The following is a 16,329-nucleotide window of genomic DNA, read 5'->3' on the forward strand; positions in this document are numbered from 1 at the left end:
AGTGAGGATGAAGCAGGCTTTCGAGAAGATATGTGCCCTCATAGACGCCGAGCAGGATTGGGCGATCCGGCAGAGTCAGGCCATCGTGCGCATTCCCTCCGTCAACCCGAAGTTCCAGCTCGGAGAGGGATTGAACCGGGAGGCGGATGTCCAGGCCCATCTTGCGGGATTGCTGGAGGAAATGGGGCTGGGGACCCATCGCTACGACGTATTCCCCGGTCGCCCTAATCTGATCGCCAGCCTGCCTGGAGAGGATGAACGCTCTCTCATGCTAAACGGTCACATTGATGTCGTTCCGGCCGGAGAGGCGGCGGCATGGTCGATGCCCCCTTTTTCGGGAGAACTGGCGGACGGGTGCCTGTGGGGACGGGGCGCCACGGATATGAAAAGTGGCGTCATCGCCATGATCGCCGCCCTGAGAGCTATCCTGCGTGCGGGTTACCGGCCCTGCGGCCGGGTGGACATTCATAGCGTCGTTGATGAAGAAGCAGGTGGATTCGGGGCGATCCATGCCGCGGCCAATTTTCCGAAATGCCGGGCCGGCATTATTACAGAGACGACGTATGGACGTATCCTGCCTGCGGAAGGGGGACTGGAATGGGTCCGGGTTGTCATTCCCGGGCGGGCTGCCCATTCCGCGTGGCGCTATACCGGGCTGTATCCCCAGGCCGATGCGCCGTCCCGTACGCCGGGTGTGAGTGCGGTGGATCTCGGGGCGCGTTTTCTCATGGCACTGGGTGAGCTGGAACGGGACTGGGCCATGAACAAGAGCCATCCCCTCCTTCCGCCGGGCATGAACACGTTGCATGCCGGTGTGGTGCGGGCCGGAGCGTTCGCGGGCCCGGATGGAGTGCCGACCATGATGGAAAATCCCGCCATCACGCCTGACTGCTGTGCGATTGATATTGATCTCAAGTTTTTGCCGAATGAAAAAAGCGCCGATGTCCGTGCGGAATTCGAGGCCTTTGTGAACCGTTTTGCCGGGAATTACGTCTGGTTGAAGGAGAATCCGCCGCAGGTGATCTGGGAACTTGGCGGCCTGCATTTCGAGCCGATGAACACGCCGGTCGAACATCCTCTGGTGCAGTCTCTGGTTTCGGGCCGTAAGGCGTTGGGGTTGAAAGCAGATATTGCGGGGTTTATCGCCGTTTCCGATGCTGCTCACTATGCCGCGCAGGGTATTCCATGCGCCATCTATGGTTGTTCGGGCAACAATGCACACGGCATAGATGAGTATGTGACGCTGGACAGCATTACCGAGACGACGAAAGTATTAGCTTACAGCATCATGACCTGTTGCGGTATTCAGGGCCTATGACAAAGGATGCCATTTCCATCCGGGACCAGCTGATTGCTCGGAGTGGGCGGCTGACTCGCTCAGAACTCAAGGTTGTGCGGGTTCTTGTTGACAATTATCCACTGGCGCTCACGGGGTCGATGTCGTCGCTGGCCCGTCAGGCGCATGTCAGCGATCCGACCGTCATGCGGGCGGTTTCGAAACTCGGGTTTGAAAACTACCAGGAACTGAAGGCTGCGATGCTGGAGGAACTGGATGAGGGGCGTTTCTCTCCGCTGCACATGCTCCGGAAGAAGGACGCGGGTTCATTCCGCTCTGATGCACTGCACAACCTGTTTCTTGAGGGAATCATCGCCAATCTTCAGGCCATGCATGATGGCTATCTTCCGCCGAACTTTCATGCGGCAATCGATCTTTTGGGGAGAAGGCGGCGATATGTCTACTGTCTGGGGGGACGGTCCAGCAAGCATCTTGCGGGTCTGCTTCAGGGACATCTGATTCAAGCCCGTCCGGGCGTGTTTCATATTGGTGGCGGTTCGGCGGATCTGGTGGATCTTCTGGCAGATTTCTCCGAAAACGACACGCTGGCAGTATTCGATTACCGTCGCTATCAGGACGACATCATTGCCTTCGCCCGGGCGGCGCATGAGCGGGGTGTCCGCCTCCTGCTGTTCACCGACATGTGGCAGTCTCCGATCGCCGCTTTCGCAGATGTGACGCTGAGCGCGCCGATCGAGACTGTCTCGCCGTTCGACACACTGATTCCGGGGCTGGCGCAGATCGAGGCGCTCTTTGCCGCCATTATGGCCGATCCCGAAAACAGGGTGCGAGAGCGTCTGGAAGACATCGAAACGGCGCGTGGAAAATTCTAGGTATTTCAAAAACATCGGATCGGTTCAGTTCCCGGCGCCAAGAAGCGTTCCGGCAGCGACCGCTCATTCAAGGGATTAGGCATGACACTGGAAACCGCATCTGGGAAAGCCGTATCTGGCCATCTGGTACAACCCGCGTCCGACGTTGTGGAGATTCTCAATCCATTCGGAAAATCGCCTTATGTGTTGTTATGTGAACATGCTTCGGCGTTCATTCCGTCGTCTTATGCGTTTCTGGGCCTTCCGGAATGCGAACGGCTCCGACATATCGCATGGGATATCGGGGCACGGGCCGTGGCCGTCGAACTGTCCAGGCAACTTGATGCGGTGCTGGTTCTGGGAAAGGTGTCGCGGCTCGTCATCGACCTGAACAGGCCGTTGCATAGTACGAGTTCCATACCCTCCGTTAGCGAGATGACAGTCATACCCGGAAATGAGAGGCTTTCGGAAGCACAGCGTCGGGAACGTCAGGAGCGCTGGTTTCATCCCTTTCATGACGCTGTTGCGTCCCTTCTGGACCGGCGTCAGATCGCGGGGGAAAAGACATTTCTGCTGGGTATTCACAGCTTTACCCCGGTTTTTAAAGGCGAGACGAGGGCGTGGCCGGCGGGAATCCTGTTCGACAGGGCCATAACCTATGCCGAGGCCTTTATCCAAGCCTTGAAAGATACATCTGGCGGACCAGTTGTCGGAAATTTCCCCTATGTCATCGAACAGGATGAAGACTACGCGGTTCCGGTTCACGGGGACGGCCGCAATATCCCTGCCTGTCTGGTCGAAATTCGTCAGGATCTGCTCCTGGACGAAAAGCAGACACATCAGTGGGCATCCTGGCTGGCACAGGCGGCCCGCAAGGTGGAGAGTTCTGAAAACCTTTTGGTTTTAAAACCTGCACTGTGATTCCAACCGTCATGCGTTTTCCGACACCATCATTGACTATGACATCGGTCGCTTTTCATTTTCGGATCAGTCGAAATTTGCAGTCGGGGACAATATAGATCGACTGATCGAAGAAGCGTTGGTTGACGCACTTGGGGCGTGTCACGCCCATTGTCTGGATGAACAATCCCATTTGCGACTTCTGATCGGCAAAGACAAGCGGCACGGCTGTCCGCTCGATCGTTCTGCCAGAGACAAGGCGCAGTGTGAAATCAGCGCCAGAGGCCATTAATCAATACGTCAAAAACCAAAATTATAACAAAGGAATTTCAATTAGATGTTCTTCGGTCCATTCATAGGGCACAGAAGAACATCTGGGTCAAATGATCGACACGTTAGCAATTATGGCTTCCATCCAAAAAAAGGAAACCATTCCCCCATCGCGTCGAGAATGACGCGATTCATTTCCGGAGTCAGCGTCTCCTTCCAGTCACCAACAACGCCTTTGCGAAAAAACTCGCTGTTACGTCCGTCGCCTGGCGCACGCCCACTCGACAGGGATGAAAACGCAGTCTTCGCGATGCAGGCATCGACGATGTTCGATGTGCTCTCAACTCCTAGAAAATCGAACAACCTGGAGACGCTCGCCTTCGGATCCGCGATCAGCGCCTCGTAACTCACGATTGCGCATGCGCTCGGGTATTGCGAGCACAGTGCCAGCATGGCTTTCGTGCCCTGAATCATCGGACCGAGCGAATGCCGAATGAAGTCCATCGGGGAAGCATCGTGCCCTTCATCCCGTGCAGCCTTATAAAAAATATGGAGAGCGGATGTGAGTGCATCACGTGGGTCTCGCACGACACCAACGAATTTCGCATGCGGAAAAAGGCGCTTCAAACGCGGAAATAGAAAGACGTTTTCGGGCGTTTTTTCACCAATGGCGCTATAGTTGCCGCCGCGACATTGTCGATTGAAAGCGCGCAATATTCCTGTCGCCAGAAGGAAGTCAATATCTTCGTCATCAGGAAGCTGATACCCACCAGACTGCCTGAACAAAGTATTGTTCTTCTGACTCAGAGCCTGACGCCATTCCTCCACAATCCGGGTCAGCCCCTTTTCGAGGTAGTGCGGAAACAACCCTTCACCTTTGCAGCATACGTCCGGGTGTGCATCGAACAGTAGCTGGACCCAGGTTGTGCCAGAGCGTGGAGCGCCGCCGATAAAAAAGAGCTGACGTTGCTCGATATCGGCAAGGGCATCCCCACCGGCGCGCCAGCTCAATCTTCCGGAATTCGTTTCCGCCATTAACCTGCCTTACCCGTCAATGCGACCGGGAGATGGTCCACATCGACTGCCGCGCGTAATCCGCTAATGACGTTCTTCATGCCGTAATGATTCTGGATCATGGCAAGGCCTGCCTGACGGAGTTGTTCATACTCCGCACGGTTTTCGTGGAGTTGCAAGATCTGACGCGCGATGGCGTTAGCATCCGTTGGCGTCTGCAGCGTAAGGAGTTCGATCGGCAACATCATTCCTTCAGCAGCGATATCGCTCATCACACATGGAACGCCACTACCAAGAGAATCCAGAACCTTACCTTTAATGCCCGCTCCAAAGCGCAACGGTGCAACGCTGAGCATCACACGATTGAAGAATGTCCCCAGATCAGGGACATAGCCGGCAATTTCCACGCTTTCACCCGCCAGACGACGCACCGCTTCAGGCATCGCACTGCCAGCCAGGATGCACTTTATGTCCGACCGCTCGGCCCAGACACGTGGCATGATCTCACGGACAAGCCATTGCGCTGCGTCAACATTTGGCGCATGCCCATAGTGACCGAGGAAAAGCACGCCCTGTCGCTCAATGGGTTGCTCGGCATCAGTGCGCAGATCGATCGACCATGGCACCTGATGAACCACAGCCGTTGGCACGAGACGTCTCAGGATTGCCGCTTCTTCGGAAGAATGCGTGATCACCACATCGGCCTGCCACGCGGCAGCACATTCCGCCAGACGCAGCTTCCGCGCTTCGGTCAGTAGCTCCGGTCTGCCTTCGAGTGTTGCCTGACGCTCCAGGCGAACATGATGCAGGTCGGCAACGCTGTAGATCACGCGTGCACTTTGCTGGTGCTGGCGCGTCAGAGCCATATACCGAGATGCATTGCTGACCCGATGCAGATAGACAAGATCGAAGCCTCTCGCCTGTTTGCGAAGAACGTCTTCAACAGACACATAGAATGGTGCGTGCCAGCACGTGATACCTTCCGACAGAAGGCTGGCACGGATGGCCGCACCATGAGGTGCTTCCATCTCTGAGGCCGCTACGAAACTGACATCATATCCGAGCGCCTGAAGTCCTCGCATATGCGACAGGATCGCGCATGACCCAGCGTCACGTGTTGTATCGGGTAACTGCTCATCAATAATCAGAGCCCTGCGCACGGGCGTCTCAGGCCCGTCATGAGTGTCGACAAGCATTCCCCCGGAGCGACGGATCAGCCGACGCCGCCGATCCTGCGCCTCACGCCCTGATGCTTCATTCGCCTGGTGCTGCCGCAAACGCTCAGCCTGAGACAGAAGGAACGACAGTACTCTCTCGCGATCGTGACCAACTGCAAGTCCATCGACTGCCCGGGTCACGCTCTCGGCCAGATCGGCGTCAAAGCTGTCGGCTGCCTCGATCACAATCGGAGATCCCATTAGCTCCGCGCCATCATGCGCACGACAAACCTGAATAATGTGCCGGGACATTGGTGACAGGCCGCCGGGCAGCAGAATATCAAAGCCGAACCGTCCTCCCTCATAACCCGCCGCTGCGAGATCCGCACGATACGTATTGGCAAGTGTTTGGGCGATATACTGTCCATTATCAAAGATCTGCACCGTTACCGGCTCTGATCCATGTGTGGAATCATAGGCCCACCCGGCAATCCTTTGACGACTTGTATGATCCAGGAAGCCCTGCCCATGATCCGCTACCGGTCCGTTGGGGCGGACCAGCACGGTCGGCGACAGAGAGGGGTCGGCTTCGATTACCCAAGGAGAACCCTTGAGATCCTGCCCATCTTCTGCCCGTACGACGCGGATTATGTGGCGACTGTTCGGTGAAAGGCCACCTGGTACAATAAATTCGAATGCGTTGTGTCCGTTACCGATACCGGCCTCAGCAAGATCAGTGCGATAAATATCTGAGAAAATCTCTGCAAGGACATGCTCGCCGTCTAGAACGCGCAGTTTCACAGGCGCTTCGGGGGTCGTTTCATGGAATGCCCACCCTGCGATGCGGCCGCTTTCAACGACATCGACAAAGCCGCTCAAAGGCCCAGCGTTAACAGGATGCTCTCCACCGGTTGCACGCAGGACCAGTGCGCGATTGATGGCTGCGAGTTCCTCGCCGTCCTCGACACGCGGCGCACAATATCGAGCTTCCGTCCGCACCGCATCGGGATAAAGCGCACGATATTCAACGGCGTTATGAAACATGCCGCGACTACCGTCATCGACGAAAGTCTCCGACGCAGCACCCTCAGCGAGAATAACATCATGCGTATCAAGTTCTAGGTGAAAGTAGTCCACCCGGTCTACGTTTTCCATCCTCAGGATAGAAACACCGTTCACAAGTGCCTCGGCGGGAATAAGAACGCCGTCCAGATACATTGCATGCAGCGGCGAGACCATTAGATCGCGGGCAGGAACGGCATCGCCCAATGAGCCGGCCCTGAACATGACAGGGAGCACGGCAGGGTTTGTCGCCGCAAACTGTCCGGCATAACTGCGTCGTCCAATCCATCGGATCGGGCGCATGGCCCCCGAGATGGTCAGAAGCCGATCACCAATCGCCAGATTCTCGACAGCGACGTCACCACGTTCCGTCGCGATGCGCGTGCCTCGGCAATAGCACGGCGTTCCCTCGGCCGTAATCAGCGTGTCGCCGTGCCCGTCATCGGATAGAGTAAAATATTCACCTGTATAATCACCGGCCAGACTCAGCGTTTTTGAACTTCCGCCCTCCGTCAATGTAAGGACGGAGCTGGCATATACGGCGGAGGACTGGCCGCTTACATATTGCAGGGATGCAAGATCGATTTGACCGCCTTGCTCAAGCACAATCCCCGAGGCGCCGTTATTATTGAGATATAGCGTTCCGCCGGATTCTATGATCGTGCCGGAGGCTACGCCACCCATAGATACGTATTCCAGGCCACCGGAACTGACAATTGTGCCGGATACCACGCCATCATAAGACACATTCTCCGTGCCGCCTGCATGAACGACCGTAGCTGTCGTGCGGCCGCCGGAAGAAACAATCACCTCGCCGCCAGCATTTACCGCAGTGTCTTCAGCCGTGCCTCCAGAATAAATCTTCAACGTTTCAGCGGAAGAAACTGCAAAACCAGACACGGAACTACTGTCAATCGCTGACAGCAACATGTTATCGGACGTCACAATCAAGGAAGTGGAGATAACCGTTGCCCCCACGTCCGAAGTGTACTCCATCTCCTCGCCCATAGTCGTAGGTGTTACGATGAGCGTACCGCCGCTCTCGATGGAGGTATCGGAGATTGAACCGGCTATGACGATCAGTTCGCCGCCAGCACTGACAGTTGTACCTGAAACAGTGCCTCCCTGGGAGACAAACACCACAGCACCAGAGTTAACCGTCGTACCAGCCTCATAGGCGCCTTGGGTTAAAATCTGCATGCCACCCGAGTTCACGGTCGTAGCACTCGCAACGCCGGAGACAAGTTCTACACCGCCAGAATTGACTATCGCGCTGCTCGCTATCCCGCCTTGAGCCACAACCTGCAAGCCGCCTGAATTCACGACCGTGCCAGACGCGACACCTCCCCACGACACATACTCCGTGCCGCTGGCATCAACCGTCGTGCCAATTCCGTATCCACCATAAGAGATACTTTCTGTTCCACCTGCGCTGACGATAGTATCGTGTGACTCAGCACCAGAGAGAACAAACTCCTCCCCACCTGCGCTGACTAGTGTGTAAGCGGCAACACCACCATCGGATACATATTGAATGCCGCCCGAACTAATGACCGTGCCAGACGCAATGCCGCCAGAGGAAACTGTCTCAGTGCCTCCCGAACTGACGATCGTGTCATATGCAGTACCTTGGTTTAAAACAGACTCCTCTCCACCGGAGCTGACTGTTGTGCCAGAGGCAACACCGCCCCGGGAGACGTATTCCGCACCGCCTGAGCCTACGACGGTGCCAGAGGCAACGCCACCGTAGGATACACATTCTTGGCCACCGGAACTGACGATCGTGTCATACGCAATGCTGCTATTTAAAAGGCGCTCCTCCCCACCGGAGTTGACTGTTGTGCCAGAGGCAACGCCGCCCCAAGAGACATATTCAATTCCGCCTGAGCCTACGACTGTGTTGGATGCTTTGCCGCCAGATAAAACAATATCTTCCCCGCCGGAATTGATCACAGTGCCGTCTATCGTGCCGCCGGAATAGACCTGCAGAACCTCGCCAGACGCAACGGCGAAACCGGACAAGGAGGTGCTGTCCATCGCTGAAATCAGAGACCCAGCCGATTTCACAATAATGTCAGCGGAAATCACGACCGCACCGACATTGGCAGTGTAGGACGCGTTCCGCCCGGTGGTCACAATTAGCGTGCCACCACTATCGATCGTTGCCGATGCAACATTGCCCCCATAGTCAATTAATGTCCCACCGGACATAACGGTCGTCCCGGTGGCATTCCCATCGGCAGATACAATCTCGAAGCCCCCGGAACTGATGACCGTTCCGCTGGTTGTTCCCATTAGATCTACAAGCTGCTTGCCACCATCCGTGATGATCGTGGCAGATGCTATGGAAGCCCAGCATACTTCTTCGACACCTCCGGAACTGATGATCGTCCCGATGGTCGTGCCACCGCCAGAGGATACGTATTCGAAACCGCCCGAACTCACGGTGATGTCGATCGTGGTGCCTCCGGGCTCGATCATAAGTTCATCGCCGGCACTGAGGATCAGCCCACTAGATGTTATTCCGGCTGAAACATTATATGTGGTCATGGCGCTGATTTTCCGAAAGTGTGCTGTGGGAAGGCCGTGCTGTATTGGCAACGAAAGCAGGGATGGTCTTCATGGCGCTGATCACCTGTTTAGTGGTGATAAGGCGCATGCATTTAAATTGGCGCGGCGTGCCCGCCGTGCCCAGGCAAGCCAAAACGGATCGCTCGATAGGCCCACGAAGAATGCGGTATGAGGTAACCAACGCGTTCGTTCAGTGGCCTGTTTCCGGTTATTGTCCTTGTTATCGAAGAACTGTCTCAGGCAGTAAGTCGTATAGGGTTTTTGAATTGACGTGCGGCTTTCATGTGTATACGAGACAATCAGGATTGCATCACATATGTCGTTTACAGACAAAATCCTCACTCCAATACGAATTTTGAAATTTTATGAAATATAATTGAATTTAATAATTTAGTTATATTCTTAAATTATTTTAATAAAATTACCATATGCATACAATTTTTAAATTAACATTCTGAGGTCTGAGCGAAACCTTAATAAGGGCATACGACAAGCTAGCTGTGGACACGTTTGCGTATTAAAACGTTGGCTACAAGGGCCTATCGACGATCTCCCCAAAAAAGTTACAAAGATCGAACGGTGTGTGTCATGAGTTAATGCCAATGATGGCTGAGACGAGATGGGTTGCGACAGGAGTTTTGTTGCACAAATTAGGAACTGGCCGAGGCAAACTCTTTGCTGCGTTGTCATTTGCCGAACGGTTTGTGTGATTGGGATACTGAGCGCGGTGAAGCGGTTGAGTGCGGCCAGGCGGACGTGGAATTTGGAAGTCTGATTCAGGCTCTGTGAGGAGACTGAAGCTGAGCGCCCTGTTTTGGGTGACGGATAAACAGATGGAGCGTCTGCGACCCTTCTTTCCCCAAGAGCCACGGCAAATCTCGTGTTGATGACCGCCACGTACTGAGCGCCATCATTTTCATGTTGTTCGAGAATGGAAGGCACCAATTCCAAAGATACTTACTAAATAGTGCTCTGATCTCTCCATTTTTACGGTCGGGATGCTGTCTCAGGCCGCCTCGGCCGCAGCATTTCGCCTGATAGCCTGAGGCGGCTGATGAAACTCACGCAGGAAGGCGCGTCGCATCCGTTCGGGATCATGAAAGCCCGTCATGACGGCGACGACTTCGATGGGAAGGGTAGAATTCTCCACCTGCTCGCGTGCGGCTTCGAGGCGTAGTCGTTCGACTGCTTTTGCGGGGCTCATCCCCACGGCTACTCGAAAACTGCGTGAGAAATTTCGCGAACTCATTCCAACCTGACTGGCAAGAACGTCTACGGTCAAGCGTTGTATTAGATTGGATCGGATCCATCCCAGGAGATCGGCAAAACGTTCTTGAGGGCTCGTCATCTCGAGGAGTGCCGAGAACTGGGACTGTCCTCCGGGACGGTGATAGAACACCACCATTTGCTGCGCCGTATGACGGGCAATATCGGCCCCAAGATCTTCGGTAATCAACGCCAGCGCCATGTCGATGCCAGCGCTGATCCCCGCAGATGTCCAAACCGGGCCATCATGAATATGAATGGCATCTGCCGAAACCCGGATTTTAGGGAACTGTGCTGCCATGGCTGAGGCCTGTTGCCAGTGTGTCGTCACACGACGGCCATCAAGCATACCAGCTTCTGCCAATAGGAAAGCACCTGTACATACACTGCAGATACGTCGCGCAGTTCTGGCCTGATGCCTTATAAAATCCAGTAATTCTGGGCAGCTCATAGCCTGCCTGTGGCCTTCGCCTCCGACAACGATAAGCGTATCGAACGACCGTGCCGCCGCGAGCGGAACAGTCTCGATCGTCATCCCGGAAGATGACCGGACCAGACCACCATGGTGGGACAGGGGCGTCATCTCATACGGCGCGCCCCCAAATCCTCCGGCAATCTCGAAGGCTGCCGTCACTCCGGCAGCGTCGAGCAACTGGAAGTCTGGATAGAGAAGAATACCGATCTGTTTGGTCATGGCCTGAAATGAGGGATCGTTGTCCTTTCGTCAAATGCTCTTTTGGAAAACACTGACAGGTCTCGGATCAACTCGTGATCCGTCCCCGAACCAGAGGCGGAATTCCTAATGTCCCGACCCCCATTGCCTCCCTTCAATGCTGAAACGGCTGCTCAGAAAGTCCGTCTCGCGGAAGATGCCTGGAATGGCCAGGATCCTGAAAAGGTGGCGCAGGCCTATACGACCGATAGCCAGTGGCGCAATCGCCTGGAATTCATCCACGGACGAGAGGACATCGTGGCGTTCCTGACACGCAAATGGGAGCGCGAGCAGGAATACCGCCTTATCAAGGAACTCTGGGCTTTTCAGGATAACCGGATCGCGGTCCGCTTTGCTTATGAGTGGCAGGATCAGGCCGGACAGTGGTTCAGATCCCATGGGAACGAGAACTGGGAGTTCGATGAAAACGGGTTGATGCGTTACCGCGCAGCGTCAATCAACGACCAACCCATTTTGGCGACCGACCGTCTGTTCCTATGGCCTGAGGGGCGGCGTCCCGACAGTCATCCCGGTCTTTCGACGCTGGGATTGTAACTGTCCGGACGTGCTATCTCACTGTGTGGACTGGAACGCCTTGTGACCTTCAGCATCCAGCGCCGCGAAGTCTTCATCGGATAGGGTGATGTCGGCGGCCGCGACATTCTGTTCCAGATGCGCGACTTTGGAGGTGCCGGGGATTGGTAGCATTACCGGACTGCGCTTCAGAATCCAGGCCAGTGCGATCTGGCTTGAGTGTGCTTCATATTTTCGGGCCATGACATCCAGTATTGAGCCCGGCTTTGCGAGGCCGCCCGCGGCAAGGGGAAACCATGGGATGAATCCGATGTTCTGCTGCGTGCAGTAGTCAAGCACGTCCTCACTGGTGCGATCGACGAGATTGTAGCGGTTCTGGACGGTCGCGACGTCGAAGAATTTCGATGCTGTTTTGATGTTGTCGACGGAGACCTCGCTCAGTCCTGCATGACGGATCAGTTTCTGATCAATGAAGGAGCGGATCGCGTCGAACTGTTCGTCTGCCGGGACTCTGGGATCGATCCGGTGGAGTTGCCACAGATCGATCTGCTCGACGCCGAGGTTCCGCAGGCTTTTGTGCACCTGCTGCAATAGATATTCCGGCCGTCCGACCGGTTTCCAGATGTCGGGGCCGGAGCGGGTGAGGCCGCCCTTCGTCGCGATGACAAGGCCTTTGGGATAAGGGTGCAAAGCTTCCCTGATCAGCCATTCGGAGACGTCTGGACCATAGGAATCCGCCGTGTCGATGAAATTGACGCCGAGTTCTGGGAGCCGCTTCAGTGTGCGGATGGCCTCGTCGTGATCGGCGGGCGGTCCCCATATACCCTGGCCAGTGATGCGCATTGCACCGAAACCAAGCCGGTTGATGCCGAGATCGCCGCCAATCCTGAATGTGCCTGATCGGGAAGCGTTAGAGGGGGACTGGATCATGGGTGTAGGTTCCTTCATGACAATGTCGTCTCTGAGGCCAGTATCTTGGCCAGTCTGTCGAAAGCTGGCTGGTAGATCTGTGTCGGCATCCGGGCCTCCATACTGGCGGCATGTTCGACTGGGGCTTCGAACTGCCCCCGCCATTGGATGAACGTGTGGTCGTTTTTCGTTATGGGAAGAAGGCTGATGGTAGAGCGATAGTTCCGGATCGGCAGGGCTGATTCAACGATCGAGAACGTGACCGCGTGATCCACGTCGGAGAGTGCCAGAAGCTGTTCGCGGATGAGTCCGACATCCCCCATCTCAACCAGGCGAATTGCGCCGACGCGGTCAGCGGATTCATTGCCTTCGATCACGCAGCTTTTGACGCCCGGCAACCAGCGTCCAAGGGCGCCGAAATTACGGACCAACCGCCAGACAGAGGGAAGGGATGCAGGAATGACACTGCTGGCCATAACGTGGATCATGAGGCCTCTCCCGGTTGTGAATGTCTGAGTGTCATAGCGATTGGCCTCCCGTCACCTCAATGCGTTGGCCATTCACCCAGCGCATATCGTCAGACAGAAGCGCACGGATGGCGGCACCAATGTCATCGGGCTGTCCGACCCGCCCCAGAGGCGTGATCTCTGCAAGGCTTCTGTTAATCGTGGCATCGTCACGGACCAGACCACCGCCGAAATCTGAGGCGATCGCACCAGGGGCGACGGCATTGACGGTGATGCCCCGCCCTCCCAGTTCTTTCGCCATGTAGAGTGAGATGACTTCGGTAGCGGCTTTCATGGCTGAATAAGGTCCATGATCTGTCAGGTAGAAACGGGTCGCGGCAGAGGTGATGTTGAGAATACGACCGCCGTCCCGGATCAGGGGCAGGAGGGCTACTGTCAGCAGATAGGGGCCTTTGAAATGGATGTTGTACTGGTTGTCGAGCTGTTCGGATGCCGCAGCATCGAAGCGGGTGTGAATGATATTGCCTGCGTTCTGAACGACATAACTCAGTGCACTGTGCTCGAACTCATGTGCGAGAAGTGCTCTGACCTGTCCGGAAAAATCCGCGAACGATTCATGGTCCACGATATCCAGCTTCAGCATGCGCAGTTTTGCGTTCTCGCTGACGAGGGCTGCTTCGGCAGCGTTCGCCTCGTCTTCGTTGGAGTGATAGGTCCCGATCACGTTGATGCCCGAGGCAATCAGATGTTTCGCGATACTGTGTCCGATACCGCGATTGGCACCCGTGACGAATGCGATGTCCTGTTTGCTCATAACCGGATTCCTTGGCCGAGACAGGGCGATTTGTTCCAGAATTTAATTCCGTACTGGATGGTCCATAATATGTGCGCAAAACAGGGTCAAGGAATTATGGAGTGGTCGATATAGAATTAACGGCTTAAAGCTTGGCCTGTTGCGGGCTCATCAATACCTGGCAGGCTATTTCACGGCCCGCTGAGTAGCGCGTTGGCATCCCATAAGGTCAGAAGCGAGGTGATGGCGGCATCCAGATGTATTGATGTCATCCCGTCCCGCGCTTCGCATGTCATGCCATGGAAAAATGTCGCGAAAATATCGGGCAGGGCCGCTGTTGTTGCACAATCGCGCAGTTCGCTGCGGGCAAGCGCGCGTTCCACGCAGACCCGGATCCCGGCCCGCGTCCGCTGGCGCTCTGCAGCGAGAAGGGCCTGAACGGCTTCGTTTTCGGGCGAACAGTTACTGGCGCCCGATACGACCAGACAGCCACAGGGATGCGTCCGGGTCGCCTGCATACGCGCTGAACCGCGTAAAGTCCGTTCAATCGCATCTCGCGGCGTCAGGTTTTCGTCCCATAAGGGCGACATCACCTGCCCATAGGTCGCCAGATAATGCTGCACCACTTCGCGAAACAGGGATTCCTTCGAGCCGAACGCGGCATAAAAACTTGCCGGCGAAATATTGCCCATGCAGGATTTGAGCTGTGTCAGGGATGTCGGTTCGTAACCTTGCGCCCAGAAAAGTTTCATGGCGGCATCGAGTGCTTTGTCCCTGTCAAACTCCCGGGGACGCCCTGTTCGCGCCATGGTATTGCTCCTTTTGAAAGACTTTCATATTAAGTGATCCAGAAATAATTGCCAAGAATTTACGCTCTCATATATAGATCATTCGATCCATATATGAGAGCCGTATGACTTCCAAAACGATACCCCTTCGCAGAAGTCCCGATGACAGATTACCTATAGCCGGCTTACTCGCCTTGGCGATGACTGGCTTCATCTGCATCATGACCGAAACTCTTCCTGCAGGTTTGCTGCCCGAGATCGGGGCTGGGCTGCATGTTTCCCCCGCCTTGGCAGGGCAGATGGTCACGGCTTACGCTCTGGGCTCTCTGAGTGCTGCGATCCCGCTAACATTGGCCACACAGCGATGGCGGCGAAGGCGGGTTCTGTTACTGGCGATCATTGGTTTTGTAGTTTTCAACTCCGTCACAGCATTCTCGACGGATTATGACCTGACCCTCGTGGCGCGATATGGCGCGGGTGCAGCGGCAGGGCTCGCCTGGGCCCTGCTGGCAGGCTATGCACGCAGAATGGTGACACCCGCCCAGCAAGGACGTGCTCTGGCTATCGCCATGGTTGGCACGCCGATCGCGCTTTCTGTGGGTGTTCCGGCGGGCACTTGGCTGGGCGCGGCTGTGGGATGGAGACTGGCCTTCTGGATTATGTCGGGTGCCACCATGCTGTTAATTGTCTGGGTTCTGGCGAAGGTTCCTGATTTTCCAGGCCTTGCACATCATGAGCGCCAGCCGTTCGGTCATGTCCTGCGAACACCGGGGGTGCGATCTGTTCTGGGCGTCGTGGTAACATGGATGCTCGCGCATAACATTCTCTACACTTATATCGTACCGTTCATTACACCGGCAGGGCTGGCAGGAGAGGCGGACCGCATCCTCCTGCTTTTTGGTCTCGCTGCCCTTGCAGGCATCTGGCTCACCAGTTGTACGGTCGATCATGCCCTCCGGCTTTCTGTTCTGGTCAGTCTGGCAATATTCGCTGCTGTTGCAGGCGTTTTTGCAATTGGGTCAGCATCGCCTGCGGTGATCATGATTGGCGTTACGATATGGGGTCTGACTTTCGGAGGGGCCGCGACGTTGCTCCAGACGGCTCTGGCTGATGCAGCCGGGGAGGGCACAGATGTAGCGTTGTCGATGAATGTGGTCGTCTGGAACAGCGCCATAGCCGGCGGTGGCCTGTTGGGCGGTGTGTTGCTGGAAACCTGGGGAGCTCTGTCATTTCCCTGGATCGTGATGGCACTCGCTGCTGCAAGCTTCCTGATTGCATGGCAAGCCCGCTCTTATGGGTTCCGACCTGGCCATCGGCTCAGGCATGGAAAAGAAAACTGAGCGTTCGATGCGGGCAGGGGATTGCGTTACCGCTGGATTTCCGCCCCGGAATGTAGGGCCTGCCCTCTTCAGGGCATCTCGGAACCAGTCAGCATCATAGCCCCGGTCCGCCAGCATCCACTGTGCCATAGGAAGGCTGTCCAGCAGAGCAGCGGCACCGGTGTAATCACGGACCTGTCCCGCCGTCATGAAGAAGCTCAGCGGTCGTCCGTTCTGATCCATGATCGCATGTAGCTTCGTATTCATGCCACCTTTTGTCCGTCCTATCAGACGCCCTGGATCCCCTTTTTTAGCCGCAGGCTTGAAGCCGTGCGATGTGCCTTGAGATAGATCGCATCAATCATGATGGCCTGGGGCTCTGCCTTTCCGGCAGCCAGACCGTCCATCATCCGGGCGAA

At 55.8% G+C, this 16,329-nt stretch carries 12 protein-coding genes and 2 pseudogenes; 6 read left to right on the forward strand and 8 right to left on the reverse strand.

Annotated elements, in window-relative coordinates:
* The first annotated feature begins 7 nt into the window (after positions 1–7).
* From GKA01_RS08315 to GKA01_RS08325, 3 genes are all read left to right on the forward strand, one after another.
* Positions 8–1,318, forward strand: a complete 1,311-nt coding sequence (locus GKA01_RS08315) for a M20 family metallopeptidase (RefSeq protein ID WP_146861371.1) — start codon at positions 8–10, stop codon at positions 1,316–1,318.
* Entirely contained in the window at positions 1,315–2,169 is an 855-nt protein-coding gene (locus GKA01_RS08320) for a MurR/RpiR family transcriptional regulator (RefSeq protein WP_146861374.1), read from the forward strand. Before GKA01_RS08315 ends, GKA01_RS08320 begins: the two co-directional genes overlap by 4 nt.
* Before the next feature lie 81 nt (positions 2,170–2,250).
* The gene (locus GKA01_RS08325) at positions 2,251–3,069 is read left to right on the forward strand and encodes an N-formylglutamate amidohydrolase (RefSeq protein ID WP_146861377.1); all 819 of its coding nucleotides are present in this window, start codon (positions 2,251–2,253) and stop codon (positions 3,067–3,069) included.
* Positions 3,070–3,450: 381 nt separating this feature from the next.
* On the opposite strand, the gene GKA01_RS08330 is transcribed toward GKA01_RS08325, so the two are convergent.
* Complete coding sequence (locus tag GKA01_RS08330; RefSeq protein ID WP_167506340.1) at positions 3,451–4,329, reverse strand: sulfotransferase family protein; 879 nt, start codon at positions 4,327–4,329, stop codon at positions 3,451–3,453.
* 23 nt (positions 4,330–4,352) lie between these two features.
* Positions 4,353–9,101, reverse strand: a complete 4,749-nt coding sequence (locus GKA01_RS08335; RefSeq protein WP_146861383.1) for an AIDA repeat-containing protein — start codon at positions 9,099–9,101, stop codon at positions 4,353–4,355.
* 821 nt (positions 9,102–9,922) lie between these two features.
* On the opposite strand from GKA01_RS08335, the pseudogene GKA01_RS14070 reads away from it, so the two are divergent.
* Positions 9,923–10,043: pseudogene (locus GKA01_RS14070) on the forward strand (IS5/IS1182 family transposase); the annotation flags it as partial.
* Between the two features lie 85 nt (positions 10,044–10,128).
* On the opposite strand, the gene GKA01_RS08350 reads toward GKA01_RS14070, so the two are convergent.
* A complete protein-coding gene (locus GKA01_RS08350) occupies positions 10,129–11,082 on the reverse strand; it encodes a GlxA family transcriptional regulator (RefSeq protein ID WP_146861386.1) in 954 nt (317 codons plus the stop codon).
* A gap of 108 nt (positions 11,083–11,190) precedes the next feature.
* Here GKA01_RS08350 and GKA01_RS08355 point away from each other — a divergent pair, with 108 nt between their 5' ends.
* Complete coding sequence (locus tag GKA01_RS08355; RefSeq protein WP_146861388.1) at positions 11,191–11,655, forward strand: nuclear transport factor 2 family protein; 465 nt, start codon at positions 11,191–11,193, stop codon at positions 11,653–11,655.
* 18 nt (positions 11,656–11,673) lie between these two features.
* Here GKA01_RS08355 and GKA01_RS08360 read toward each other — a convergent pair whose 3' ends face one another.
* The 4 genes from GKA01_RS08360 to GKA01_RS08375 form a co-directional block, all read right to left on the reverse strand.
* Positions 11,674–12,564, reverse strand: a complete 891-nt coding sequence (locus tag GKA01_RS08360; protein WP_146861391.1) for an aldo/keto reductase — start codon at positions 12,562–12,564, stop codon at positions 11,674–11,676.
* 14 nt (positions 12,565–12,578) lie between these two features.
* On the reverse strand, positions 12,579–13,031 hold the full coding sequence (locus tag GKA01_RS08365; RefSeq protein WP_146861393.1) for an SRPBCC family protein: 453 nt from the start codon (positions 13,029–13,031) through the stop codon (positions 12,579–12,581).
* A gap of 31 nt (positions 13,032–13,062) precedes the next feature.
* Positions 13,063–13,824 carry an SDR family NAD(P)-dependent oxidoreductase gene (locus GKA01_RS08370; RefSeq protein ID WP_146861396.1) on the reverse strand — a complete coding sequence of 254 codons (762 nt, stop codon included), beginning with the start codon at positions 13,822–13,824 and terminating at the stop codon, positions 13,063–13,065.
* A gap of 170 nt (positions 13,825–13,994) precedes the next feature.
* On the reverse strand, positions 13,995–14,612 hold the full coding sequence (locus GKA01_RS08375; protein ID WP_146861399.1) for a TetR/AcrR family transcriptional regulator: 618 nt from the start codon (positions 14,610–14,612) through the stop codon (positions 13,995–13,997).
* A gap of 104 nt (positions 14,613–14,716) precedes the next feature.
* Between GKA01_RS08375 and GKA01_RS08380 the strand changes: the two genes are divergently transcribed.
* Positions 14,717–15,931, forward strand: a complete 1,215-nt coding sequence (locus tag GKA01_RS08380; RefSeq protein ID WP_146861402.1) for an MFS transporter — start codon at positions 14,717–14,719, stop codon at positions 15,929–15,931.
* 57 nt (positions 15,932–15,988) lie between these two features.
* Here the strand turns inward: GKA01_RS08380 and GKA01_RS08385 are convergent.
* Positions 15,989–16,329, reverse strand: a pseudogene (locus GKA01_RS08385) (transposase); the annotation flags it as partial.

This window comes from Gluconobacter kanchanaburiensis NBRC 103587, assembly GCF_007988905.1.
Taxonomy (GTDB): Bacteria; Pseudomonadota; Alphaproteobacteria; order Acetobacterales; family Acetobacteraceae; genus Gluconobacter; species Gluconobacter kanchanaburiensis.